The 21,764-nt window shown below is 66.2% G+C and carries 24 protein-coding genes; 14 read left to right on the top strand and 10 right to left on the bottom strand.

Translation table 11 applies throughout. The features are described from left to right. Nucleotides 1-24: 24 nt before the first annotated feature. The 3 genes from AC1RP5_RS25450 to AC1RP5_RS25440 are packed head-to-tail and all read right to left on the bottom strand — an operon-like array spanning nucleotide 25 to nucleotide 2,550. Nucleotides 25-1,446: an amidase gene (locus tag AC1RP5_RS25450; RefSeq protein ID WP_493115421.1), complete on the bottom strand. Its 1,422-nt coding sequence runs from the start codon at nucleotides 1,444-1,446 to the stop codon at nucleotides 25-27. Continuing rightward, entirely contained in the window at nucleotides 1,443-1,643 is a 201-nt protein-coding gene (locus AC1RP5_RS25445) for a hypothetical protein (protein ID WP_493115420.1), read from the bottom strand. The genes AC1RP5_RS25450 and AC1RP5_RS25445 overlap by 4 nt, the downstream gene beginning before the upstream one ends. A 10-nt stretch (nucleotides 1,644-1,653) precedes the next feature. Then, nucleotides 1,654-2,550: an acyl-CoA thioesterase gene (locus AC1RP5_RS25440; protein ID WP_493115418.1), complete on the bottom strand. Its 897-nt coding sequence runs from the start codon at nucleotides 2,548-2,550 to the stop codon at nucleotides 1,654-1,656. A 186-nt stretch (nucleotides 2,551-2,736) separates the two neighbouring features. Here AC1RP5_RS25440 and AC1RP5_RS25435 point away from each other — a divergent pair, with 186 nt between their 5' ends. The 5 genes from AC1RP5_RS25435 (at nucleotide 2,737) to AC1RP5_RS25415 (ending at nucleotide 6,815) form a co-directional block, all read left to right on the top strand. Further along, the gene (locus AC1RP5_RS25435; protein ID WP_493115417.1) at nucleotides 2,737-3,036 is read left to right on the top strand and encodes an HU family DNA-binding protein; all 300 of its coding nucleotides are present in this window, start codon (nucleotides 2,737-2,739) and stop codon (nucleotides 3,034-3,036) included. 172 nt (nucleotides 3,037-3,208) lie between these two features. After that, the gene (locus AC1RP5_RS25430) at nucleotides 3,209-3,997 is read left to right on the top strand and encodes a YdcF family protein (protein WP_493115415.1); all 789 of its coding nucleotides are present in this window, start codon (nucleotides 3,209-3,211) and stop codon (nucleotides 3,995-3,997) included. Beyond that, complete coding sequence (locus AC1RP5_RS25425) at nucleotides 3,994-5,013, top strand: ABC transporter substrate-binding protein (RefSeq protein ID WP_493115414.1); 1,020 nt, start codon at nucleotides 3,994-3,996, stop codon at nucleotides 5,011-5,013. The genes AC1RP5_RS25430 and AC1RP5_RS25425 overlap by 4 nt, the downstream gene beginning before the upstream one ends. Nucleotides 5,014-5,034: 21 nt before the next feature. Next, nucleotides 5,035-6,195 (top strand): acyl-CoA dehydrogenase family protein, encoded by a 1,161-nt coding sequence (locus AC1RP5_RS25420; RefSeq protein WP_493115412.1) that lies wholly within the window; start codon nucleotides 5,035-5,037, stop codon nucleotides 6,193-6,195. A 71-nt stretch (nucleotides 6,196-6,266) separates the two neighbouring features. Next, a complete protein-coding gene (locus AC1RP5_RS25415; protein WP_493115410.1) occupies nucleotides 6,267-6,815 on the top strand; it encodes a hypothetical protein in 549 nt (182 codons plus the stop codon). Here the strand turns inward: AC1RP5_RS25415 and AC1RP5_RS25410 are convergent. Continuing rightward, nucleotides 6,812-7,171 (bottom strand): winged helix-turn-helix transcriptional regulator, encoded by a 360-nt coding sequence (locus AC1RP5_RS25410; RefSeq protein WP_493115409.1) that lies wholly within the window; start codon nucleotides 7,169-7,171, stop codon nucleotides 6,812-6,814. The genes AC1RP5_RS25415 and AC1RP5_RS25410 overlap by 4 nt on opposite strands. A 108-nt stretch (nucleotides 7,172-7,279) precedes the next feature. Between AC1RP5_RS25410 and AC1RP5_RS25405 the strand changes: the two genes are divergently transcribed. Beyond that, entirely contained in the window at nucleotides 7,280-8,146 is an 867-nt protein-coding gene (locus AC1RP5_RS25405) for an NmrA family NAD(P)-binding protein (RefSeq protein ID WP_493115407.1), read from the top strand. After that, nucleotides 8,143-8,619 carry an anthrone oxygenase family protein gene (locus tag AC1RP5_RS25400; RefSeq protein WP_493115406.1) on the top strand — a complete coding sequence of 159 codons (477 nt, stop codon included), beginning with the start codon at nucleotides 8,143-8,145 and terminating at the stop codon, nucleotides 8,617-8,619. Before AC1RP5_RS25405 ends, AC1RP5_RS25400 begins: the two co-directional genes overlap by 4 nt. Here the strand turns inward: AC1RP5_RS25400 and AC1RP5_RS25395 are convergent. Continuing rightward, the gene (locus tag AC1RP5_RS25395) at nucleotides 8,616-9,302 is read right to left on the bottom strand and encodes a DJ-1/PfpI family protein (protein ID WP_493115405.1); all 687 of its coding nucleotides are present in this window, start codon (nucleotides 9,300-9,302) and stop codon (nucleotides 8,616-8,618) included. The genes AC1RP5_RS25400 and AC1RP5_RS25395 overlap by 4 nt on opposite strands. A 79-nt stretch (nucleotides 9,303-9,381) precedes the next feature. On the opposite strand from AC1RP5_RS25395, the gene AC1RP5_RS25390 reads away from it, so the two are divergent. Then, entirely contained in the window at nucleotides 9,382-10,341 is a 960-nt protein-coding gene (locus tag AC1RP5_RS25390) for a GlxA family transcriptional regulator (protein ID WP_493115403.1), read from the top strand. On the opposite strand, the gene AC1RP5_RS25385 is transcribed toward AC1RP5_RS25390, so the two are convergent. The 3 genes from AC1RP5_RS25385 to AC1RP5_RS25375 form a co-directional block, all read right to left on the bottom strand. Then, nucleotides 10,330-11,649, bottom strand: coding sequence for an MFS transporter (locus AC1RP5_RS25385; RefSeq protein WP_493115402.1), 1,320 nt, complete (start codon nucleotides 11,647-11,649; stop codon nucleotides 10,330-10,332). The two genes, AC1RP5_RS25390 and AC1RP5_RS25385, sit on opposite strands and share 12 nt — an antisense overlap. A gap of 71 nt (nucleotides 11,650-11,720) precedes the next feature. Continuing rightward, complete coding sequence (locus AC1RP5_RS25380; RefSeq protein ID WP_493115401.1) at nucleotides 11,721-12,596, bottom strand: TauD/TfdA dioxygenase family protein; 876 nt, start codon at nucleotides 12,594-12,596, stop codon at nucleotides 11,721-11,723. 11 nt (nucleotides 12,597-12,607) lie between these two features. Beyond that, nucleotides 12,608-13,837 carry a serine hydrolase domain-containing protein gene (locus AC1RP5_RS25375; protein ID WP_493115400.1) on the bottom strand — a complete coding sequence of 410 codons (1,230 nt, stop codon included), beginning with the start codon at nucleotides 13,835-13,837 and terminating at the stop codon, nucleotides 12,608-12,610. A gap of 75 nt (nucleotides 13,838-13,912) precedes the next feature. On the opposite strand from AC1RP5_RS25375, the gene AC1RP5_RS25370 reads away from it, so the two are divergent. From AC1RP5_RS25370 to AC1RP5_RS25360, 3 genes are all read left to right on the top strand, one after another. Further along, on the top strand, nucleotides 13,913-14,812 hold the full coding sequence (locus AC1RP5_RS25370) for an SDR family NAD(P)-dependent oxidoreductase (RefSeq protein ID WP_493115399.1): 900 nt from the start codon (nucleotides 13,913-13,915) through the stop codon (nucleotides 14,810-14,812). Between the two features lie 25 nt (nucleotides 14,813-14,837). Continuing rightward, complete coding sequence (locus AC1RP5_RS25365; protein WP_493115398.1) at nucleotides 14,838-15,812, top strand: Bug family tripartite tricarboxylate transporter substrate binding protein; 975 nt, start codon at nucleotides 14,838-14,840, stop codon at nucleotides 15,810-15,812. A gap of 104 nt (nucleotides 15,813-15,916) precedes the next feature. Next, entirely contained in the window at nucleotides 15,917-17,509 is a 1,593-nt protein-coding gene (locus tag AC1RP5_RS25360) for an ABC transporter substrate-binding protein (protein ID WP_493115396.1), read from the top strand. Between the two features lie 63 nt (nucleotides 17,510-17,572). Here the strand turns inward: AC1RP5_RS25360 and AC1RP5_RS25355 are convergent, their stop codons facing one another. Then, nucleotides 17,573-18,253 carry a hypothetical protein gene (locus tag AC1RP5_RS25355; RefSeq protein WP_493115395.1) on the bottom strand — a complete coding sequence of 227 codons (681 nt, stop codon included), beginning with the start codon at nucleotides 18,251-18,253 and terminating at the stop codon, nucleotides 17,573-17,575. Nucleotides 18,254-18,421: 168 nt separating this feature from the next. Between AC1RP5_RS25355 and AC1RP5_RS25350 the strand changes: the two genes are divergently transcribed. Next, nucleotides 18,422-18,925, top strand: coding sequence for a hypothetical protein (locus tag AC1RP5_RS25350; RefSeq protein ID WP_493115394.1), 504 nt, complete (start codon nucleotides 18,422-18,424; stop codon nucleotides 18,923-18,925). Nucleotides 18,926-18,952: 27 nt separating this feature from the next. Here the strand turns inward: AC1RP5_RS25350 and AC1RP5_RS25345 are convergent, their stop codons facing one another. After that, nucleotides 18,953-20,374, bottom strand: coding sequence for an amidase family protein (locus tag AC1RP5_RS25345; protein WP_493115392.1), 1,422 nt, complete (start codon nucleotides 20,372-20,374; stop codon nucleotides 18,953-18,955). Nucleotides 20,375-20,405: 31 nt separating this feature from the next. On the opposite strand from AC1RP5_RS25345, the gene AC1RP5_RS25340 reads away from it, so the two are divergent. Further along, the gene (locus tag AC1RP5_RS25340; RefSeq protein ID WP_493115390.1) at nucleotides 20,406-20,798 is read left to right on the top strand and encodes a hypothetical protein; all 393 of its coding nucleotides are present in this window, start codon (nucleotides 20,406-20,408) and stop codon (nucleotides 20,796-20,798) included. A gap of 70 nt (nucleotides 20,799-20,868) precedes the next feature. Then, complete coding sequence (locus AC1RP5_RS25335) at nucleotides 20,869-21,756, top strand: MBL fold metallo-hydrolase (protein WP_493115389.1); 888 nt, start codon at nucleotides 20,869-20,871, stop codon at nucleotides 21,754-21,756. Nucleotides 21,757-21,764: the final 8 nt, after the last annotated feature.

Here is a 21,764-nt window from a genome sequence, read left to right as displayed (position 1 = left end):
ACCTGGAGGTCCGCGGTCCGAAGATTAAACCGGCACCTTCAAATGATGCTCGGTCGCGCCCTGATAGGCGTGACCGATCCGGTAGAGCATCGCTTCGTCGAACGGGCGGCCGACGAGCTGCATCCCGATCGGCGCGCCGTTGGTGTCGAAGCCGCACGGCACCGACAGCGCCGGGATGCCCAGCGTATTGAACGGCCGCGTCAGGCCGGTGAAACCCGCCACCATCTTCAGCACGGCGGGGCCGCCCTTGGTCTCGGTGTCCGTCTCTTCGATCGTGGGGAGCGGGAAGGGGATCGCCGGCAAGAGCGCAGCATCGACGCCCTCCATCGCCGTCGACAGGAACTCCTTCACGAAGTGCGCGCGCAAACGTAGCGCGTCGATGTACTGCGTCGCGGGAATGAAGAAGCCCGCCTCCATGCGCGTGCGCACCTGGTTGGCGTAGAGTTCCGGCGTCTTCTCCATCCACGGCCGGTGCATGGCGGCAGCCTCGCACTTCACCATCACCTCGGCCGAGCGATAGAGCGCGGTGAAGTCCGGCAGCGTGACGGTCGTGACCTTCGCGCCGAGGCGGCCGAGCGCATCGGCAGCGGCCTGGATCGCGGCGCCGACTTGAGGATCGATGGGCGCCGGCCCGTCGTTCGGCAAGGCGAGCCCAATGCGCAGGCCCGCAATGCCGCCTTCCAGCAGCGCCTCGTAGTCGGGCACCGGCTTCTCGCTGGTCGTCGAATCCTCGGGATCGTAGCCCGCGATGACCGACAGCATGCGGGCATTGTCGCGCACGGTGCGCGTCAACGGTCCGACATGGTCCAGGCTCCACGAACGCGCGACGGCGCCCGCACGGCTGACGCGGCCGTAGGTCGCCTTCATGCCGACCACGCCGCAGGCCGCTGCCGGCAACCTGATGGAACCGCCGGTGTCCGAGCCCAGCGCGCCATAGACCATGCGTGCGCCGACCGAGGCGCCCGAGCCGCTCGAACTGCCGCCGGTTACGCGCGTCTGGTCCCAGGGATTGCGGCAGTGGCCGTGGTGGACGTTGTGGCCGGTCGGACCCGCGGCGAACTCCGCCATGTTGAGGAAGCCGAGTTCAACGACGCCGGCCGCGTCGAGCTTGCCCAGCACCGTGGCCGTCACCGGCGCGACCCAGTCGCCGCGGATCTTGCTGCCGCCGGTCGAGACCTCGCCCTTGCGGTAGTACATGTCCTTGTGCGCCATCGGCACGCCATGCAGCGGCCCACGGCTCTTGCCGGCGGCAAGCTCGGCATCCATCGCTGCCGCCTGCGCCAGTGCTTTCTCCTTGTAGACACGCAGGAAGGCGTTGGTGCGCGGCTGCCACGCCTCGATGCGGGCGAGGCAGGCTTCGGTCGCCTCGACCGAGGTGATGCGGCGCGAGGCGATCGCGTCGGCGATGGTCGAGAGATCTTCCAGCGCGAGATCGTCGTTTCTCATTTGCGCGCTTCCTTCGCCATGACGCTGGCGAACGCCGCGGGATCGTCGTCGAAGGTGAGGCGCGCGGCCGCCGCCTTGCGCACGGCGTCGTTCAGGATCTCGACCTCGGCCGCCAGTTCGGCGAGCCTCTTGTCGTCGTACTTCATGCCCTGAAGGCCCGCGGCAATGCCGGCCGCCGTCTTCGTCTTCTCGTCCATCGCCTTCTCCTCAGAGCCTGAGACGCTGCGCTTCCATGCGGGCGCGATCCTCGGGCGGGAAAGTCATGATCTTGCGGATCTTCTGGTCGAACTTCATGCCGACGGCTTCGGCACAAGCAGCAAGTGTGCCGCTCTCCGCCTCGAACAGGAAGTGCGTGAAGACGACGATCTTGTCGGAGAAGCTCGCGAGACCGCTCATCACCACGGCAATGTCGCCGGCCTGTAGCGGACGGCGATAGTGGTTCAGCATCTCGACCACGACCGAACCTTCCTGCCGCTCCTGCATCGCTGCGCGGTCGAAGCCCATGTGGTTCCACAGGACGGGCGCGCCGTCGGAGTAGCGGCCGAAATGATGGCGCGGCAGGAACTCGCCACGCTCGTCGCATTCGTCGGGCGTGATCTGCGTGCGACCGACTTCGATCAGGCCGACCGACGCTGCCTGGGAAAGATGCAGGTCGGGCAGGGTGAGCTTGCCGACGCTGCGCGGCCGGGCCGTGTCGGGCAGGGCGATGCGGGCGGCCTCGGCACGCGCGCGGACCTCGGCAGGCCACGGCCGATCGCAGGCGATGCGGCGGCGGATGGTTGCGGCGATCTCGCCCTTCGCGGGGTTGCGCACCTCGTGATAGGCGACGAGATGGCGCTCGCCGACCTCGACCGGAGCGGAATGGACCTCGACCGGTTCGACCACGCGGAACTCGCGGACGTACCGGACATGGTCGTCGGCCGCCCGTGTGACGGCGCCCGCTGCACGCTGGGCGCGCGGACCGAAGCCCAGGTTGGCCAGCAGGCTGGCCGAGGCCTCGTGGGCGAACTCGGTGTAAAATTGGACGTTCAGATGGTTGTTTTCATCGCACTGCCAAGTGTTCACGGCGGTGCTGAAAGTCGGGATCAGGGCGGGACTCGACACGCTAAACGCTCTCTGCAATCTGTGGATGACTGCCTTTGATGGCCTAAAAAGCCCCAAGAATCGACATTTTCCGTGGATTCCGGACTTGCGGGGGATCGATTCGTGGATAACCTTGGCGCCGTCAACGGTGCCCTGGGGCGTCAGGAGACGTTGGCGAAACCAAGAAATGTAAGGGACCCCCTCAACATGGCTACCAAACCCACTACCGTTCCTACCGTTCCGCTTTCGAAGGTCGCAGCTGAGCTGGCCGAAAAGACGGGCATGACGAAGAAGGACGCGAGCGGCGCTCTCGACGAGTTCGTCGGCCTGGTCGTTCGTCACCTCAAGAAGGGCAACAAGGTCCGCATCACGGGCCTCGGCATCCTTCAGGTCCGCGCCCGTCCGGCGCGCATGGGCCGCAACCCGGCGACCGGCGAAGCGATCAAGATCAAGGCCTCCAAGAAGGTTGCCTTCCGCGTCGCGAAGGATCTCAAGGAAGCGATCTAACTCGTTTTTCGACGGGTCAAGATCGGGCGGGTTCCGGCGCAAGCCGGGCCCGCCCTTCTTTTTGGGCTCGTTTCAGCCAAACTGCCATCATCGCAGAGCGAGATCGTCGCGATGGTTTGAACAAGCGTGCGGGGCTTTGTTCTAGTATAGCCGGAGCGCGACGCGGACCGGCATGAACACCTTCATCTTCCTGAAAATCCTCGCCAACCTGATGTTGCCGCCGGCTTCCCTGGCGGTCGGCGTTTTGTTGTGGCTGCTGATGCGGCTGGTGGGCTGGCGCCGTCTGGCGTCCGTGGTGCTGGGGCTCGCGCTCTTCCAGACTCTCATCCTGTCGTTCACGCCCGTTTCCACCATGCTGACGCGTGTGCTCGAAGCCGAGGCGCGCAGGCTCGTCGCCGACAACAAGCCGTGCTGCTACGAGGCGATCGTCGTCCTGGGGGGAGCCATCTCGCCGGCCTCGCCGCCCTACACGATGGAGCCGGAGCTGACCGACGCCTCCGATCGCGTCTGGGCTGCGGCGCGCATGTTCCATGCCGGCGCTGCGCCCAAGCTCATCGTCAGCGGCGGCTCGTTCATCGAGCAGCAGGGCGGCCCGGCGACGACCGAGGCCGAGGCCATGCGGCGCTTCCTGATCGCGCTCGGCGTTCCCAACGACGTGATCGTGTCCGAGGGCAAGGCGCTCAACACGATCGAGAACATCCGCAACGTGCGCGAAATGGTGAAGGACGGAAAGGTGGCGATCGTCACGTCGGCCTTCCACATCCCGCGGGCGGCGAAGCTTGCCAGGCGCGCGGGCCTCAACTTCGCGATCTTCGGCGTCGACTGGAGCGTTCCCGACGAGGCGGCCCTGTGGTGGGACTACTGGATGCCGTCGATCGGTGCGATGGGCGAATCGAGCATGGCGATCAAGGAACTCGTGGCGATCAACTTCGACCGCCGCGGCGACAGTCTCGCGCCATGACCGCCTATCGCCTCAGCCGCCGGGCAGCACTGGGCCTTGCTACCCTGCCATTCCTGCTGCCGCTCGCGCGTCCGGCGCGCGCGCAGACGCTCGACAAGCTCACCTTCCAGACCGATTGGCGCGCCCAGGCCGAGCATGGCGGCTACTATCAGGCGGTGGCCGCCGGCCTCTATCGCAAGGCCGGCATCGATTGCGACATCCGCCAGGGCGGACCGAGCCTCAACATCGGCCAGCTCCTGCTGACCGGCCGGGTCGACATGACCATGTCGAACAGCTTCGAGGCCTTCACCTATGTGCGCGAGAACGCGCCGTTCTTCACCATCGCCTCGATCTTCCAGAAGGACCCGCAGGTCCTGATCGGCCATCCCGACACCGGCTTCAATGGCTTCGAGAACCTGAAGGGGCGGACCCTGCTGATCGGCGCCGGTGGACGCGTCACCTACTGGCCCTACCTGCGCAAGAAGTACGGGCTGAGCGACGACCAGCTGCGGCCCTACACGTTCAACATGGCGCCGTATCTCGCCGACAAGAACATCGTGCAGCAGGGCTTCATCTCGTCGGAGCCCTATTCGATCTCGCAGGCCATCGGCCGCATGCCGCCCTACCTGCTGATCGCCGATGCGGGCTTCAGCGCCTACCAGACCACGATCGCGATCTCGCGCAAGCTGGCGGGGGAGAAGCGCGATCTCATCCAGCGCTTTGTCAATGCGACGCTCGAGGGTTGGGCGCAGTATCTGAAGGGCGGGCCGGCCATCGAGGCGGCCAATGCCCTGATCAAGAAGGCCAACCCGGAGCAGACCGACGATCGCATCCAGTACGCGATCAAGGTGATGAACGAGCGCGGCATCGTGATGTCGGGCGATGCGGTGCAGGGCGGCATCGGTGCGATGACCGCGGCGCGCTGGCAGAACTTCTATCAATCGATGGTCGACGTCGACGTGCTGCCCAAGGGAATTGACGTGGCCCGGGCCTACACGCTCGACTTCGTCAACAAGGGCATCGGAAAGCCGACCTAACCGGATTCAGGAGGAACAGTCATGTACCAGGTCAACGAAGAACATCAGATGCTGCGCGATCTCGTGAAGAAGTTCGTGCGCAACGAGCTGATGCCGCTCGAGAAGAACGTGCTCGAACGCTTCGCCTCGGGCCAGCAGGCCTCGCTGTCCGACGACGAGAACGCCAAGCTCTTCAAGCAGTGCAAGGATCTGGGCCTGTGGGCGCTCGATGTCCCTGAGGAAGTGGGTGGCGCCAATCTTCCCGCGGTGGCGCTGGTCGGCGTCAACGAGGAGCTGGGCTACACCTGCGTGCCCTTCACCTTCCCGCCCGACTCGCCCAACCTGCACATGCTGCTGGCGACGGCCAATCCGGAACAGCGCAAGAAGTACCTCGAGCCCTACGCCGCCGGCGAGACCAGCTCGGCCATCGCCATCTCCGAGCCCGGCGCGGGCGGCGACCCCGCCGGCATGAAGACCAAGGCGGTCAAGGACGGCAACGACTGGGTGATCAACGGCCGCAAGATCTGGATCAGCCGTATCGCCAAGGCCGACTTCACCATCGCCATGGCCGTGACCGATTCCAACCTCGGCTCGCGCGGCGGCATCACCGCCTTCCTGATCGACAAGGGTACGCCGGGTCTGGTCGTGGCGCGCGCCATCCCGATGCTCGCAGGCCAGCGCACCTACGAGGTCGTGTTCGAGGATTGCCGCGTGCCCGAGACGCAGGTGCTGGGTCGCATCGGTGCGGGCTTCGCGCCCATGCAACTCCGCCTCACCGTGCGCCGCCTGCAGATGGGCTCGTGGTGCATCGGCATGGCCCAGCGCGGCCTCGACATGCTGGTCGAGCATGCCGCTCAGCGCGTGACCTTCGGTGAGAAGCTGGCCGACCGCCAGGCCATCCAGTGGTGGGTGGCCGATGCGGCGATGAAGCTGCACGCCTGCCGCCTGATGGTGATGGACGCGGCCGTGAAGCAGGACGAGGGCCGCGACGTGCGCATGGAAGCCTCGATGATCAAGGTCTATGCGACCGAGATGGCGAGTGAGGTTCTCGATCACGCCCAGCAGGCGTTCGGCGCCATGGGTGTGACGCAGGAACTGCCGCTGTCGATGATGGCGCAGAAGGTGCGCACCATGCGCGTCTACGAAGGCCCGTCGGAAGTGCACCGCATGGTCATCGCCCGCCGCATCTTCGGCGGTCGTTGACACGGGCCGGGAGGCGGGCGGATCATTTCCGCCTGCCTTTTCAGGCCATGATTTTCTGAGGGAGCCGCCGCATGACCTACACACTCGACACCTTCGTCAAGGATGCGCAGTCCGCGCTCAAGACCCATGAGGGACCGGCCGGCCGCGAGCAGGTTCGCGTGCTGCTGGAGAAGCTGTTGGCCAATCCGTCGTTCGTCGACGAGGCGGTCGGTCCGGCAGCGCCGATCGGCACGCGCAAGCTCTACGAGGACAAGGACCTCGGCTTCGTCGTGCTGGCGCACTGCAATCCCAAGCAGCACAAGAGCCCGCCGCACGATCACGGCGCCTCGTGGGCGGTCTATGGCCAGGCGGTGAAGTACACCGACATGAGCGAGTACAAGCGCCTCGACGGCGGCAGGGACGCGGGCGACGCCAAGCTGGAGCAGGTGAAGGCCTATCGTCTCGAGCCGGGCCATGCGGGCGTCTACGATGTCGGCGCGATCCACGCGATCGACTATCCCGAGGGCAGCCGCTTCGTGCGTGTCACCGGCCGCGACCTCGACTATGTGCGCCGTCTCAAGTTCGACATGGCGGCCGGCAAGGCCATCACCATCGAAAGCGCGACGGCCGGCGCGAACTAGCGCGCCTGCAGGGCCGTCTCGGCCCGCTCCCGTCCGCGCCGGCGCGGACGATGTGCTTCGCCCCATTCCTCCATCGCATCGAGGATGGGGCCAAGGCTCAATCCTTTCTTCGTGAACGAATACTCGACGTGCGGCGGCACGGTGTCGTGCACCTTGCGCGACACGATCCCGTCCTGCTCGAGCGAGCGCAGTTGCAGGGTCAGCATGCGCTGCGTGATGCCCGGCACGAGGCGGCGCAACTCGTTGAAGCGGCGCGGCTGGTCCTTGAGGTAGAACAGGATGTTGAGCTTCCAGCGTCCGCCGATCACCTCGACGGTCGCTGCTACGGGACACCAGGGAGCCTTGATCTCGGCCATCGCGCGCCTCGCTACGTATCCATGATTGATACCTAGTATAAAAAATGTGCGTACTTATGGAAAGCGAACCGGGATGTTAGGGGCGAACTCACAAACAGGGAGTTCGCAATGTTCGTTATCATGGGAGCCACCGGTCAGGTCGGCGGTGCAGCGCTCGAGACCCTGAAGCGGCGCGGTGTGAAAGTGCGCGCGGTGTCGCGCGATCCGGCGAAGGCTCAAGGCCTCGGTGTCGAAGTCGTCCGCGGGGACGCGTCGGATACGGCGGCACTCTCGGCCGCCTTCCGGGGCGCGGAGGCGGTCTTCGTGATGCAGGTTCCGCCGGTGCAGGCGAAGGACGTGCTGGCGGAAGCCAACGCCGCCTCGCGGTCGATCGCCGCCGCCGTGCGGTCGGCGCGCGTGCCGCATGTCGTGGCGCTTTCCTCGGTGGGCGCGCATCTCTCCGAAGGCAACGGCATCGTGCGGGCGCTGCACGACTTCGAGGTCGCTCTTGCCGGTGCCGCGCCCTCGATCGCCTTCCTGCGGCCGGGCGATTTCCTGGAGAACTGGGCAGCCGTGTTGCCCGCTGCGCAGGACGCAGGTGTGCTGCCGTCGGGCAAGCTGCCGCTCGAGGCTCGCAACGAAGCGGTTTCCGCAGTCGATGTCGGCCGCGTGGCGGCGGAGCTGCTGTTCGATCCGGGGCCGGGCGCGCGCATCGTCAATGTCCTGGGCCCCGCACAGTACTCGGCACTCGATGCGGCGGAGATCCTGTCGCGACTGTTGGCCAGGACAGTGACGGCGGTCCCGTCTTCGCGTGAGGAAACGGTGGCAGGCCTCGTGGCCGCAGGCCTGGGCGCCGACTATGCCGGAAAGCTCGCGGACCTCGATGAGGCGTTCAATGCCGGCCGCCTGGGCTTTCCGTCGGACGGCGGCGAGATGCGTCGCGGAACGGTGACGCTCGAAGACGTGCTGCGGCGTCTTGCGGGAGGTGGCCTATGATCGACAATGCGATCTTCTATGTGACCTTCGCCGCCGCCGTCGGCAGCGGGCTGGTCGCCGGCATCTTCTATGCCTTCTCGTCCTTCGTGATGGGGGCGCTCGGCCGCTTGCCGGCGGCGCACGGTCTCGAAGCCATGCAGGCGATCAACATCGTCGTCATCAACCGCAGCTTCATGCTGGTCTTCATGGGCACGGCGATCCTGTGCCTCGCGCTGCTGGCCGCCGCGTGGCTGCGCTGGAGCGGTGGCGGCTGGCTGCTGCTATGCGCCAGCCTGCTCTATCTCGTCGGCACGTTCGGCGTGACGATGGTCTTCAACGTGCCGCTCAACAATGCGCTGGCGGCGGCCCAGCCGGGAACGCCGGAGGCCGCCACTTTCTGGGCGCACTATCTCGATCGCTGGACGATGTGGAACACGGTGCGGACGGTCGCGCCGACCGCCGCCATGATCCTGTTCGTCGTCGCGCTGCGCTAGGAAAGCCGCGCGGCGGCGGCTTCGTTGGCTTCCAGGCGCTTCTGCAGCATGCCGTGGATGCGCTCCTTCAGCCGCTTCACGCGCTCCGGCCCGGCTTTTTCCGGGCTGCCGGAATCGAAGGGCGGCTGCGGATCGTATTCCAGCGCCAGCTGGATGGTCCTGGCAGCCTCTTCGCCCGCGAGTTCGGCGGCCAGGCTGAGGCCGAAATCGATGCCCGCCGTGACGCCGCCGCCCGACACGCGATTGCGGTCGCGCACCACGCGCTCGGCAACCGGCGTTGCGCCGAACGCCGTCAGGAACTCGCGCGACGACCAGTGGCAGGCCGACTTGTAGCCCTTGAGCAGGCCCGCGGCGCCCAGCACTAGCGAGCCGGTGCACACGGACGTGACGTAGCGTGCGTGCTCCGCCTGCTTGCGCAGGAACGACAGTGTCTCCTCGTCGGTCATCAGGGCGACCTGACCGGCACCGCCCGGCACGCAGATCACGTCGAGCTGCGGGCAGTCGGCGAAGGTCGTGGTCGGCACGATCGAGAAGCCGACATCGGTCGGCACGGGATCGAGCGTCTTCCAGATCATGTGCAGCTTGGCGTTGGGCACGCGGCACAGGAACTGGGCCGGCCCCGTCGCGTCGAGCTGGGTGACGTCGGGGAAGAGCAGGATGCCGATATGGACGGTGTCAGCCATGGAATGTCTCCTCTGTTGACCCGGACGTTAGGCGATCCCACCTCTGGCAGAAATGACAAATATACGATAATTTCTGCCAATGCCCAGATCACACCGCATCGCCATCCTCGCCTACGAGGGCTGCCAGCTCCTCGACGTCACCGGGCCTGCCGCCGTGTTCGGCGCGGCCAATGAAGGGCGCGAGCGGCCGGTCTACGACGTCGAGATCGTGTCGCCCGACGGCGACGCCGTCACGTCCAACTGCGGCGTCGCGCTGATGAGTCGGCGCATTGGCGGTCGCTACGACACGCTCCTCGTCGCGGGCGGCTCGCGTGGACTGAAGGCCGTCATGGCGCGCGACGACGTGCGGCGATGGCTGCTCAAGGCCGCGCCGCAGACCAAGCGCTTCGGCTCGGTCTGCACCGGTGCCTTCGTGCTGGCGGCGGCGGGCCTGCTCGACGGTAAGCGGGTGGCCACGCACTGGGCGAGCTGCGCGCGGCTGGCCGAGAAATTTCCCGATCTCACGGTGGATGCGGAGGCACTCTACGTCGTCGACGGCAAGGTCTGGACCTCGGCGGGCGTGACCACCGGCATCGACATGGCGCTGGCGCTGGTCGAGGCCGACCTCGGTGCGGCGATCGCCAACCTGATCGCGCGGCACTTCGTGCTCTATGCGCGGCGGCCGGGCTACCAGTCGCAGTTCAGCCCGCTCCTGCAGGCGCAGACCGAGGTCGATGCGCCGTTCGCGCGGCTGATCGAATGGATGCAGGGTCATCTCGACGAGCCGCTCGACGTGCCCGCGCTGGCCGCGCGTGCGGGACTCTCGGAGCGCAGCTTCTATCGCAAGTTCGTCGAGGCAACCGGCAAGACGCCGGCGCACTTCGTCGAAGGGCTGCGGCTCGATGCGGCGCGCACGCTATTGGCCAAAGGGCTGTCGCTCAAATCGATCGCGGGCCGTGTGGGCCTGCGTTCGTCGGCGCGGCTCGGACAGGCGTTCGAGCGCCGCTTCGGCATGGCGCCCTCGCTGTTCCGCGAGATGCACGCGGCCTCAGTGTCGTAAGCGCAGGCTGCTCAGGATCAGGGCCGTGACGGCAAAGCCGGCGCCCAGCCAGATCGCCGCCCGTGCGGCGTCGGCCGCGCCACCACCCGAGAAATCGAACAGGCCGAACACCAGCGCGACCAGCGCGGCGCCCATCGTCTGACCCAGGGTACGCGCCGAGGCGATGATGCCGCCTGCGCTGCCGCTGCGGTCGCGCGGCACGGCATTCATCATCAGCCGGTTGTTGGGCGAGGCGAAGATGCCGAAGCCCGCACCGCACAGGACCAGCCGCCACATGATGTTGAAGGCCGAGGGGTCCGGAGGCAGCAGCGCGGTCAGGATCAGGCCCGAGGCCATGCAGGTGAGGCCGATCGAGCCCAACGCGCCGGCATGGTGGCGATCGGCCAGCCGGCCCGCGATCGGCGCCACGCCCGCCAGCGCCAGCGGCCAGGCCGTCAGCAGCAGGCCGGTCGCCGTGGCGTCACGGCCCAGCACGGTATGAAAGAAGAATGGCAGGCTGACGAAGGCCAGGCCTTGCGCTGCAAAGGTACAGGTGGCGGCCGAGATCGAGAGCGAGAAGATTGGCCGGCCGAAGACGTCGATCGGCATCATCGGATCGGCGAGTCGCCGCTGGCGCCAGACGAACAGCGTGCAGAGCAGGGCCGAACCGACCAGTTCGGCCACGATCACCGGCACGGGATGATTATGGCCAACGCCGTCGATACCGAAGATCAGCAGGCCGAACATGCCGCCCGAAAGGACCGCCGAGAGCACGTCGAAGGGGCGCTTGGCATGGGTGGTCACCGGCAGGAACCGGCCGGCCAGGAAAAAGGAGATGACGCCGAGCGGGATGTAGACCGCGAACAGGATCGGCCAGCTCGTGATGGCGAGCAGCGCGGCGCCGAGGCTGGGGCCGGCGGCCAGCGAGGTCGCCACGACGGTGGTGTTGAAGCCGAGGCCGCGGCCGAGCGCGGCGCGCGGATAGATCGAGCGCACCAGGGCGGGCTGGATGGCCATGATGGCCGCGCCTCCCAGCCCCTGCAGCGTGCGCGCGGCGATCAGCCAGGAAAGCGAAGGCGCCAGCACGCAGCCGATCGAGGCCAGAGAAAAAACGACGAGGCCCCAGCGATAGACGGTGCGGTAGCCCACGATGTCGCCCAGCGCCGCAACCGGCAGCAGCATGATCATCAAGGCGATCTGGTAGGCGTTGACGATCCAGATCGAGCTCTCCGCCGTGATCGCGAGATCGTGCGCGATATAGGGCAGGGCCAGATTGGTCATCGAGTTGCTGAGCACCGCCATCGACAGGCCGATGGTGATGGTGGCCACGGCGGCGAGGCGCCTTGGCCCCGACGGCATTCCGTCGGGGAGCGGGCCGGCTGAAACGGTTTCGGACATTCTTACTGCGGGACCGTCAGTTCATCGCCGCCGATGGTGGTGCGCTGCATCAGGCGCTTGTGCTTTACCGCATCGTAATGGGTGGCGCGATGCAGCACGGCGCGATTGTCCCAGACGATCACGTCGCCCTCGCGCCAGGCGTGGGACATCATGAACTCCGGCTGCTCGGCGCGCTGCGCCAGCTCCCAGAGGATCGCCTTCGACATCGGCTCGGGCCAGTCGAGGATGCGGCCGGCATGGGCGCCGATATAAAGCGCGCGGCGGCCGTTGATCGGGTTGTCACGGAACATGCGCTGCTTCACCGGCGGCAGCTCCGACAGCGACTTGGCGCTCAGGATGCCCTTCTGCACGCGGTCGCGCGAATGGGCGAGCGCATGCTCGGCAACGAGAGGATGGATCGTTGCCTGCAGGGCCGGTGGCAGCGCGTCCCAGGCGGCACGCATGTTCAGGAACTCGGTGTTGCCGCCCTCGGGCGGGCAGATCCGCGCCGTCAGGATCGAGCAGAGCGAGGGGATGCGCTTGAACGAGGAGTCTGAATGCCAGAAGTAATTGGCCTTCTGGTAGATCATGCGCATGTCGTCCGGCGGGATCGGCTCGCCGGTCATGATGTCGAGATTGGACTGGCGTGCGAACTTGGTGCCGGCGGCGGGATTGGCGCTGAGCGTCGTCTCGAGCGGGCCGAAATTCTCGCTGAAGGCGATCTGCGTCTCGTCGTCCATCGCCTGGTCGCGGAAGAGGAGCACGGAATGCTCCTCGAACGCGGCGCGGATCGGCCCGAACTCGCGCGCCGAGAGCGGGCGCGTGATGTCGATGCCGGTGATCTCCGCGCCGAACAGCGGATGGAGCTTGCGGACTTCGATGCTGCCGGTGTTGCGCATGACTTCGTCCCTCAGTCGATGATCGCCTGGTAGGTGAGCACGCGCAGCTCGCGGCGGATCGGATAGGTCGAGGAGGGCATGAGCTGCGTCAGCAGCACCACGGCCATGTCCTCGACTGGGTCGATCCAGAAGGCGGTCGAAGCCGCGCCGCCCCAGGCATATTCGCCCGGCGTGCCGGCAATGTAGGCCTTGGCCGGATCGATCATCACCGAGAAACCGAGACCGAAGCCGATGCCGGTGTAGGTCGATTCCGAGAAGCGCGGCGTACCCATGTCGGCCATGTCGCCCTTCAGATGGTTCATCGTCATCAGCTCGACCGTCTTGCGGCCGAGCAGCCGCACGCCGTCGAGCTCGCCCTTGTTCAGCATGAACTTGCAGAAGCGCAGGTAGTCGGAAGCGGTCGAGACGAGGCCGCCGCCGCCCGAGTTCACCTTGCGCGGCGCCAGGTAGCGGCTCTTGCCCGGATCGTCGATCAGGTCGAGCTTGCCGCCCGCGCCCGCGGCGTAGTTCGCGGCGAAGCGATCGTGCTTGGCGGCCGGGACGTGGAAATCGGTGTCGACCATGCCGAGCGGATCGATGACCTGCTCCTTGAGATACTTCTCGAAGGCCTGGCCGGAGATCACCTCGACCAGGTAACCCAGCACGTCGGTGGAAACCGAATAGTTCCAGGCCTTGCCCGGCTGGGCGATCAGCGGCAGCTGCGCCAGCCGCTCGACGACCTGCTTCAGGCTGGTGTCGGCGGTCTGGAAATCGACGCCGTCCTGCTTGGCGCGGTAGGCGGCATCGACCGGATTGCTCTCCATGAAGCCGTAGGTCAGGCCCGACGTGTGGGTGAGCAGGTCACGGAAGTTGATCTCGCGCTCGGCCGGTACGGTCTCGATCTTGCCGCGGCTGCCGCCCGCCATGACGCGCGGGTTGGCGAAGGCGGGGATGAACTTCGAAATCGGGTCGTCGAGCTGAAACTTGCCCTGTTCGTAGAGCATCATGATCGCCGTCGAGGTGAGCGGCTTGGTCATGGAGTAGATGCGGAAGATCGTGTCGGCGCGCATCGGCTTGTTGCGAGCCAGGTCCGACTTGCCCACGACCTCGGCAAAAGCCAGCTCGCCCTTGCGCATGACGCAGGTGACCATGCCGGCCAGCTTCCCGCTGTCGACCCACTGGTTCATCCAGGTGCGCACGCGGTCGAGCCGCGCTGCGGAAAGCCCGACCTGTTCGGGGGTGACGAGCGGCAGCGTGTCCATGGCGATCCTCCTGTAAGCCCCGCTAGACTAGCCCAGGACGACAGGTTTCAGACACGCAAAAGACGGGAGGGAGCAATGGCGAGATTGTGCGAGGGACGGGTTGCGATCGTGACGGGCGGCGCCCGCGGCGTCGGCCGGGAACATTGCCTGATGCTGGCCGAGCATGGCGCCAAGGTGGTCGTGAACGACCTGGGCGGCGACCGGGCCGGCAAGGGCAACGACGTGGGCCCCGCCCAGCAGGTCGTGAACGAGATCAAGGCGATGGGCGGCGAGGCCGTGGCCAACGGCGACGACGTCTCCGACTGGAACGGCGCCAAGCACATGATCGACCAGGCGGTCGAGGCCTTCGGCAAGCTCGACGCCGTCGTGCTCAATGCAGGCATCCTGCGCGACCGCATGCTCGTGAACATGAGCGAGGACGAGTGGGACGCCGTCATCAAGGTGCACCTCAAGGGCACCTTTGCGCCGGCCCGCCATGCGGCCGCCTACTGGCGCGACCAGGCCAAGCTGAAGGGCGGCCCGGTGGATGCGCGCATCATCACCACCACCTCGGTCTCGGGCATCTACGGCAATATCGGCCAGACCAACTACGGTGCGGCCAAGGCCGGCATCGCCTCGTTCACGGTCATTGCCGCACGCGAACTCGGCCGCTACGGCGTCACGGTGAACTCGATCTCGCCGTCGGCCTTTACGCGCATGACCGAGGACCTGCGCGAGTACACCGAAGAGGACAAGAAGCGCCGCGACCCGAAGTGGATCGCCCCGGTCGCGACCTGGCTGGTGAGCGAGGACAGTCGTGAGGTGACGGGTCGCGTCTTCCAGGCCGGAAACGGCATTTTCGCCGTTGCCGAGGGCTGGCATAAGGGCCCCACGGTCGACCAGATCATGGATCCGGTTCAGGCCGGCAAGGTGCTGGGCGAGATCGCCAAGAAGGCGCGCAAGAACGCCGGGATGAACGGTCTCGATCTGGACTGAACAAACAGGGAAGAAGGAAAAACACATGAAGACGATCAATCGCCGCACGGCGCTCGCGGCAACCGCTGCGGCTGCCTTGATTCCGGGCGCCGCGCGCGCCCAGGCGTGGCCCACCAAGCCGATCCGCTGGGTCGTGCCCTACACGGCAGGCGGCCTCACCGACGTGGTGACGCGCCTCACGCTCGAGAAGATGAACGTCGGCCAGACCTTCGTGGTCGACAACAAGCCCGGCGCCAATTCGCTGATCGGCGCGGAAGCCGCGGCGAACGCCACGCCCGACGGCTACACGTTCCTGACCGTCATCGCCGCCCATGCCGCGAACAAGACGCTGTATGCCGGCAAGCTCAAGTTCGACCCGGTGAAGAGCTTCGCCCCGGTCTCGCTGGTCGGCGTCGCGCCGCTGATCATCTGCGTCACCAACGACCTGCCGGTGAAGAACGTGGGCGAGCTGATCGCCTATGCCAAGGCCAACCCCAACAAGCTGTCGTTCGGCTCGTCGGGCGTCGGCGCGGCCGCGCATCTCACCAGCGAGCTGATGAAGCAGGTGACCGGTATCAAGATGGAGCACGTCCCCTACAAGGGCACGGCGCCGGCGCTGGCCGATCTCGCCTCGGGCAATATCCAGGTGCTGATCGACGCCCCGATCGGCGTCATCACCCAGGTGCGCGCCGGCAAGGTGCGCGGCCTTGCGATGCTGTCGAAGAACCGCGTGCCCGGCGTCGAGGAGATCCCGACGATCGTCGAATCCGGCGGTCCGCTGATCGAATCGTCGAGCTGGGTGATGTTCCTGGCGCCCACCGGCACGCCGAAGGACATCGTCGACAAGCTGTCGGCCGAAGTCAGCCGCGCGGTGAAAGACGAGGCGCTGCGCAAGCGTCTGGCCGAGCAGGCCGTGATCCCGGTCGGCGCGACGCCGGAAGACACCGGCAAGTTCCTCCAGGACGAGATCGACAAGTGGGAGAAGGTCATCACGACCGCCGGCGTCAAGGCCGACGCCTGATCTTCGCGACCTGATCGCGCCGGTGGGTCGGCCTTCCTTTTGACCCATGGCGTAGAATTTGCTCCCCTCCTTCGGTGGCGCGTGGTCGCCGAAGGAGGGAAGCCGTGCTGAAGCTGCTACGCCGGAGCCTGACAACCGCCGCCGCTGCGCTGGCGGTGACCGCACCGTTCGCGGTCATGGCGCAGGGAACGCCGCAGACGTTGCGCGCGGTGATGCATTCCGATCTCAAGGTCATCGATCCCATCTGGGTGTCGGCCCAGATCGCGCGAACGCATGGCTACATGGTCTACGACACGCTGTTCGCGCTCGACGCCGACATGAAGGCGCAGCCGCAGATGGTCGACAGCTACAAGCTGAGCGACGACAAACTCACCTACACCTTCACCCTGCGCGACGGCCTGCAATGGCACGACGGCACGCCCGTCACCGCAGCGGACTGCGTGCAGTCGATCAAGCGCTGGGCCGAACGCGACGGCGTGGGCCAGCGCCTGATGCAGAACACCAAGACCCTCGAAGCGGTCGACGACAAGACGTTCCGCCTCGTCGTCAACGAACCCTACGGCTTCGTCATCGAATCCTTCGCCAAGCCCGGCAGCACGGCGCCCTTCATGATGCCCAAGCGCATCGCCGACACGCCGGGCACGACGCAGATCCGCGACGCGACCGGCTCGGGGCCGTTCATCTTCAAGACCGACGAATGGAAGCCGGGCGAGAAGATCGTCTACGTCAAGAATCCGAACTACAAGCCGCGCGCCGAGCCGCCTTCAGGCCTGGCCGGCGGGAAGATTGCGAAGGTCGACCGCGTCGAATGGCTGGTCATGCCCGACGTGCAGACGGCGGTGAATGCGCTGCAGAACAACGAGATCGACGTCATCGAGGCATTGCCGCCCGACCTGCTGCCGATGCTGCAGTCGAACAAGTCGATCGTCTACGAGCGCGGCAAGTATCCCGGCCAGTACACATTCCGAATCAACTGGCTGCATCCGCCGTTCGACAATCCGAAGATTCGCGAGGCCGCCGGCTACGCGATCGACCAGAAGCCCTTCCTCGACGCACAGGTCGGCGACGAGAAGTTCTATCAGGTGTGCAAGGCGTACTTCGTCTGCGGCACGCCGCTCGCCACGACGGTGGGCATGGACGGTCGCCTGGAGGGCAACGTCGCCAAGGCCCGCGAACTCCTCAAGGAAGCGGGCTACGACGGCACGCCCATCGTGCTGATGCGCAGCACCGATCTGCCGTCGCTGGTCAATCTCGCGCCCGTCGCCAAGGCGCAGCTCGAGAAGGCCGGATTTAAGGTCGACATGCAATCGGCCGACTGGCAGACCACCGTCGCGCGCACCAACAAGCGCGACGCGCCGGCCAACGGCGGATGGAACCTGTTCCTCACCAGCTGGGGTGCGCTCGATTCCTCCAACCCGATCGTGTCGCAGAACCTCAACGCCTCCTGCGAGAAGGCGACGCCCGGCTGGCCGTGCGACAAGAAGATCGAGGAATTGCGCGACCAGTTCGCCAAGGCGCCGGACCTGGAAGCGCAGAAGAAAATCGCGGCCGAGATCCAGGTGCGCGCCGCGACGCTCGGCACGCATTATCCGCTCGGCGAATGGTACGGCATGATGGTCCACCGCACGAACACCAAGGGCTGGCTGCCGCCGATGACGGCGATGCTGTTCTGGAACGTCGAGAAGACCGGACCCTGATCGCAAATAAGTGTCGTCGTGGCGCCGCCGGGCCGGCGCCACGCCATCACGTTTGATTGATCGTCAGTTGGCCGCGAAGCAGTAGAGCAGGCCGGCGCCGCCGGTGGTCACCAGCGCGGGCAGGTCGCAGCCCCGCGACGGGTGCGAAGTGTTCCAAGACTTCGACGGCGCGTCGTCGCGCAGGCCCATGCGATCGGTATGACCGACCATGGCGCTGCCTTCGCCGTTCTTCGTCCAGTTGCCGCAGGTCATGTCCTTGTCCGGCGGGAAGGCAGTGCCATCGGCCTGCGTGCCGGTCAGGATGTCGTGCTGGTTCACCGTGTAGAGACGGCTCGGGATCAGCTTGCCGGTCTCGGCCACGCTGGTCTCCGCGGTGAGCTTGATGTTGGCCGAATGCAGGTCCTCGACGCTGGCTGCGATCTGAACGCCGTTGGCGTTCACCCACGGTCCCTTGCCGATGCGATCCTTGGCGTTGACGGCCGTCGCGCCGCCGACGGCCTGGGTGCTGAGATAGGCACGCCAGGTCTTGCCGCCGGCGCCGGCCCGGGCGGCCAGCGTCTGGCAATGACGGTCGGCGCCTTCGAGGCCGCCATAGTTGGCGCCCTGCGGACCGCCCGTGCTGGTGATGAAGAAGGTCATGTTGGGAAATTGCGGCGGGGTCTGCTGAGCCTGCGACGACGTGGCCGAAAAAGTCGCTACAAGCGTCGTTACGGCAACCGCCGCCAATCTCGATTTGATCGTCATGTCGTTTTCTCCCTGTATTTTCAGCTTTCCGACGGCTTGATCCTCGCTTTCATTGGCTGTGAGGCCCAGTCAACTTCTCGTGGGCTGCAGTTGTAGAAACCCCCAGCCGACAGTGCTTGTGCAGCCTCAGCGCTTTACTCGCTTCGCTGCGTATCGTTTGCTCCCGACATGGTTTCGGCTCTCAGTCTGGCGAACGGCCTCACACTCCTGTTCGCTGCCCTCTGCCTCTGGACGATGGCCGCGCAGTCGCGCGGCGGCGTCACGACGCTGGGCCGTGTCGCGCTGCCGGGTGGCTTCGCGCTGATGGCGACACTGATGCTTCTCGCCGGCGTGTTCGAGGCGAGCTTCCTGTTCGACATACTCTGGGTCGCGGCGTTCGCGCTGGGCTCGGTGATCGGCCGCATCCGCGGCTGGATGCTGAGCGTGCAGACCAACCAGGAGTCCGGTCTCGTGTCGCTGCCCGCGACGGTCGATGGTCTCGTCGCTGCGCTCTTCCTCGTGGCGCTTTCCATCATCGACTTCACCTCCGCGATGATGGGTGAAGCCCTGGTCGAACCGGGATACATCGCGGCCGCCAGCGCGCTCTGCGCCGGCTTCCTCGGTTATCGCGTTCTCGTCATCGCGCTGCGCGTCGTTCGTCCGACGCCCAACAAGATGTCGCGCCCGGCCTGATCGGCCGCTGACGGTGAGGCAATCGCCTCACAATCCTTTCAACGTCTCGAGCACCTTCGCCTGCGGCCATATCCAGCCGCTCGCGCTCTCGTAGGCGCGCATCGCGCGCAGCACGGTCTCGTCCGCGCGCGGCGCGCCGATGATCTGCAGGCCGACCGGCAGGCCGGCCTTTGTGAGTCCTGCGGGCATCGAGGCGGCGGGTTGGCCGGTGAGGTTGCAGGGCAGCGTGTAGGGCGCACCCTTCGTCCAGCGCGGGAAGGCGTCCGAATTGTAGAGCGTCTCGACCGACGGTGCGGCGGTCGGCGTGACCGGGGCGAGCAGCAGGTCGTACTTGCGATGCCAGAGCGCGAGGTCGCGTGCGAGTTTGCTCTTGGCCTCGAAGGCCTTGGCGTAGTCGGCGAGGGTGATCGACAGTCCCTTCTCGGCGAGCGCGCGCATGCCGGGATCGAGCTTGTCGTGAAGCTGCGTCGGGATCTGGCGGAAGCGCGTCGCGAAGCTGCCGATCCACAGCGGCTCGAAGTGCTGCTGCAGCGGTTCGAACATCGGGCCGACATCCTCGACATGCGCGCCGAGATCCTCGAAGCGCTTCGCTGCCGCCGCCACCAGATCGCGGACCTCGGGATCGGCCTTCACATGGCCGAGGTCGAGGCTGAGTCCGATCTTCCAGCCGCGCACGCCGGCGTCTAGACCGATCGTGTAGTCGCGTGCCTCGGCGGGCAGCGAACGCCAGTCGCGCGGGTCGGGGCCGGCCGTGAGGTTCAACGCCATCGCGGTGTCGAGGACCGAGCGCGCCAGCACGCCCTGGCTGATGACGTCGGCGAACGGCGCGTCGGCGGGGGATTGCGGGATGCGTCCATAGGACGGTTTCAGTCCGACGAGGCCGGTGTGGGCGGCGGGAATGCGGATCGATCCGCCGCCGTCATTGCCATGATTGAATGGATTGACGCCCGCCGCGGTGAGCGCCGAAGCGCCGCCGGAAGAGCCGCCCGGCGAATGGGCGAGGTTCCACGGATTGCGCGTCGTGCCGTGCAGAGGCGAGTCGGTGAGAGCCTTCCAGCCGAATTCCGGCGTGGTCGTCTTGCCCAGAATAATCATGCCCCCGGCAAGGAACCTGTCGACGACAGCCGCGTTCTCGGTCGCCGGAGTCTCATCCGTCGAATGCGATCCGAGGCGAGTCGGCCAGCCCTTTACGTTCGTCGTATCCTTGATCGTCGTCGGAATGCCGTCGAACGGCGACAGCGGCTGGCCTTTTTGCCAGCGGGATTCTGCAGCTTTTGCAGCAGCTTGCGCGCCTTCGGCGTCGATCAGAACAAAAGCGTTGAGATGAGGTTGCAGCGCCGATGCACGCTTCAACATGGCGTCCACGATCTCGACGGGTGACACCTCACCGCGCGCCAACAGTTTTGATAGTTCCGCTGCGGAAAGCCAGTCGAATGCAGAGTCAGACATGCGCATTTGGTCGGTTCTCGACGAAGGTTAGATGTTTCAGAGTGTGTGTGAAGCAAAGAGTGTCGACTCTGATTTCTCCCAAGTCGAGAGCGTATTGGAGGACGTGATGATGATGATGGAAACCGTAACAGCGCTTGTCGCCGCTGGAGCCGCCTTTGGGTTGAGCTACCTCATCGGCCGATCGCTGACCGCTTCCTTCCTGCTCGTCGCCTTGGGCGGCCTGTTGGCCGGTGCGGGCTTTGCCGTTCTCTTCTTCGTCTCGACCGTGACGGTCGGGCACATGATGCCGGGACTGTTCGATCCCTGGATGCTCGGCATCCACTTCATCGTCCTCGCCATCGTTGCGCCGTTGGGCGGTGCCGCCATCGCGGCGCTCACCCATCGGCATGTCGAACGTGTCGACGCGTCGCGCCTGCCGTTCTGATCGCGAAACGGCCGCCTTTCCCATACTGGTCTTGCAACGCTAAGCTCCCCGGCAAATCGGGGAGGCAGGGATGGTTGAAGTAAAACTCGGCGCCGGCACGGCCGTGCGCATCGAGGAAAGTTACGAACCCAACTTCGACGCCAAGGCCTTCTTTCCCGACTGGGATCCCGCCGTCGTCGATCGTCATCGCAGCTGGCTCGTGCCGGCACACTACGATGAAGCGTCCGCCTTCCTGAAACTGAGCATCCATAGCTGGCTGCTGAAGATCGGCGGCAAGACGATCCTGATCGACACCTGCGTCGGTAATCACAAGCCTCGTCCGCATCGGCCGAAATGGCATCTGATGGAGACGAAGTATCTCGAGCGGCTGAAGGCGGCCGGCGTCGAGCCCGACCAGATCGACATGGTGATGTGCACCCATCTCCACGTCGACCATGTCGGCTGGAACACGCGGCTCGAGAACGGCAAATGGGTGCCCACGTTCAAGAACGCGAAGTACGTGTTCAGCCGCACCGATTACGATCACTACCTGAAGCTCGACAGCGATCCCGCGACCGGCCCGGTCAACGCGGGCTCCTTCCGTGATTCGGTGCTGCCGGTGGTCGAGGCGGGGCTGACGCAGATGATCGATGGCGCCGCCCAGCTCGACGAGAACCTCAAGGTCGAGCCGGCGCCGGGGCATACGCCGGGCACGATCGCCATCAAGTTCGAATCGCGCGGCGAGAAGGCGCTGTTCTGCGGCGACATCCTTCATCACGCGCTTCAGGTCTATCACCCCGAGTGGAACAGCTTCGCCTGCGCCGATGGCGAGGGCGCGCGCAAGAGCCGGCGCGAGGCGCTGGAGCATTGCGCCGGCAGCGGCGCGCGGCTGATGCCATGCCATTTCGGGGCGCCGTTCAGTTGCCACATCGACCACAAGGGCGATGGGTTCGTGCCGCGCTTCGGCGGGCAATTCTAGGGAGAGAG

The organism is Reyranella sp. GW821-FHT12G01, from assembly GCF_058806575.1.
Note: the sequence above shows the minus strand (reverse complement) of the source record. Positions and strands in the feature narration are given on the sequence as shown.

Bases quoted from the DNA above. Each gene is read 5' to 3' on its own strand.
- AC1RP5_RS25400 (WP_493115406.1), top strand. From the start codon at position 8,143: ATGATCGACAATGCGATCTTCTATGTGACCTTCGCCGCCGCCGTCGGC.
- AC1RP5_RS25345 (WP_493115392.1), bottom strand. From the start codon at position 20,374: ATGTCTGACTCTGCATTCGACTGGCTTTCCGCAGCGGAACTATCAAAA.
- AC1RP5_RS25445 (WP_493115420.1), bottom strand. From the start codon at position 1,643: ATGGACGAGAAGACGAAGACGGCGGCCGGCATTGCCGCGGGCCTTCAG.
- AC1RP5_RS25370 (WP_493115399.1), top strand. From the start codon at position 13,913: ATGGCGAGATTGTGCGAGGGACGGGTTGCGATCGTGACGGGCGGCGCC.
- AC1RP5_RS25335 (WP_493115389.1), top strand. From the start codon at position 20,869: ATGGTTGAAGTAAAACTCGGCGCCGGCACGGCCGTGCGCATCGAGGAA.
- AC1RP5_RS25405 (WP_493115407.1), top strand. From the start codon at position 7,280: ATGTTCGTTATCATGGGAGCCACCGGTCAGGTCGGCGGTGCAGCGCTC.
- AC1RP5_RS25430 (WP_493115415.1), top strand. From the start codon at position 3,209: ATGAACACCTTCATCTTCCTGAAAATCCTCGCCAACCTGATGTTGCCG.
- AC1RP5_RS25375 (WP_493115400.1), bottom strand. From the start codon at position 13,837: ATGGACACGCTGCCGCTCGTCACCCCCGAACAGGTCGGGCTTTCCGCA.
- AC1RP5_RS25350 (WP_493115394.1), top strand. From the start codon at position 18,422: ATGGTTTCGGCTCTCAGTCTGGCGAACGGCCTCACACTCCTGTTCGCT.
- AC1RP5_RS25420 (WP_493115412.1), top strand. From the start codon at position 5,035: ATGTACCAGGTCAACGAAGAACATCAGATGCTGCGCGATCTCGTGAAG.
- AC1RP5_RS25410 (WP_493115409.1), bottom strand. From the start codon at position 7,171: ATGGCCGAGATCAAGGCTCCCTGGTGTCCCGTAGCAGCGACCGTCGAG.
- AC1RP5_RS25355 (WP_493115395.1), bottom strand. From the start codon at position 18,253: ATGACGATCAAATCGAGATTGGCGGCGGTTGCCGTAACGACGCTTGTA.
- AC1RP5_RS25390 (WP_493115403.1), top strand. From the start codon at position 9,382: ATGCCCAGATCACACCGCATCGCCATCCTCGCCTACGAGGGCTGCCAG.
- AC1RP5_RS25380 (WP_493115401.1), bottom strand. From the start codon at position 12,596: ATGCGCAACACCGGCAGCATCGAAGTCCGCAAGCTCCATCCGCTGTTC.
- AC1RP5_RS25395 (WP_493115405.1), bottom strand. From the start codon at position 9,302: ATGGCTGACACCGTCCATATCGGCATCCTGCTCTTCCCCGACGTCACC.
- AC1RP5_RS25435 (WP_493115417.1), top strand. From the start codon at position 2,737: ATGGCTACCAAACCCACTACCGTTCCTACCGTTCCGCTTTCGAAGGTC.
- AC1RP5_RS25340 (WP_493115390.1), top strand. From the start codon at position 20,406: ATGTTTCAGAGTGTGTGTGAAGCAAAGAGTGTCGACTCTGATTTCTCC.
- AC1RP5_RS25415 (WP_493115410.1), top strand. From the start codon at position 6,267: ATGACCTACACACTCGACACCTTCGTCAAGGATGCGCAGTCCGCGCTC.
- AC1RP5_RS25365 (WP_493115398.1), top strand. From the start codon at position 14,838: ATGAAGACGATCAATCGCCGCACGGCGCTCGCGGCAACCGCTGCGGCT.
- AC1RP5_RS25425 (WP_493115414.1), top strand. From the start codon at position 3,994: ATGACCGCCTATCGCCTCAGCCGCCGGGCAGCACTGGGCCTTGCTACC.
- AC1RP5_RS25450 (WP_493115421.1), bottom strand. From the start codon at position 1,446: ATGAGAAACGACGATCTCGCGCTGGAAGATCTCTCGACCATCGCCGAC.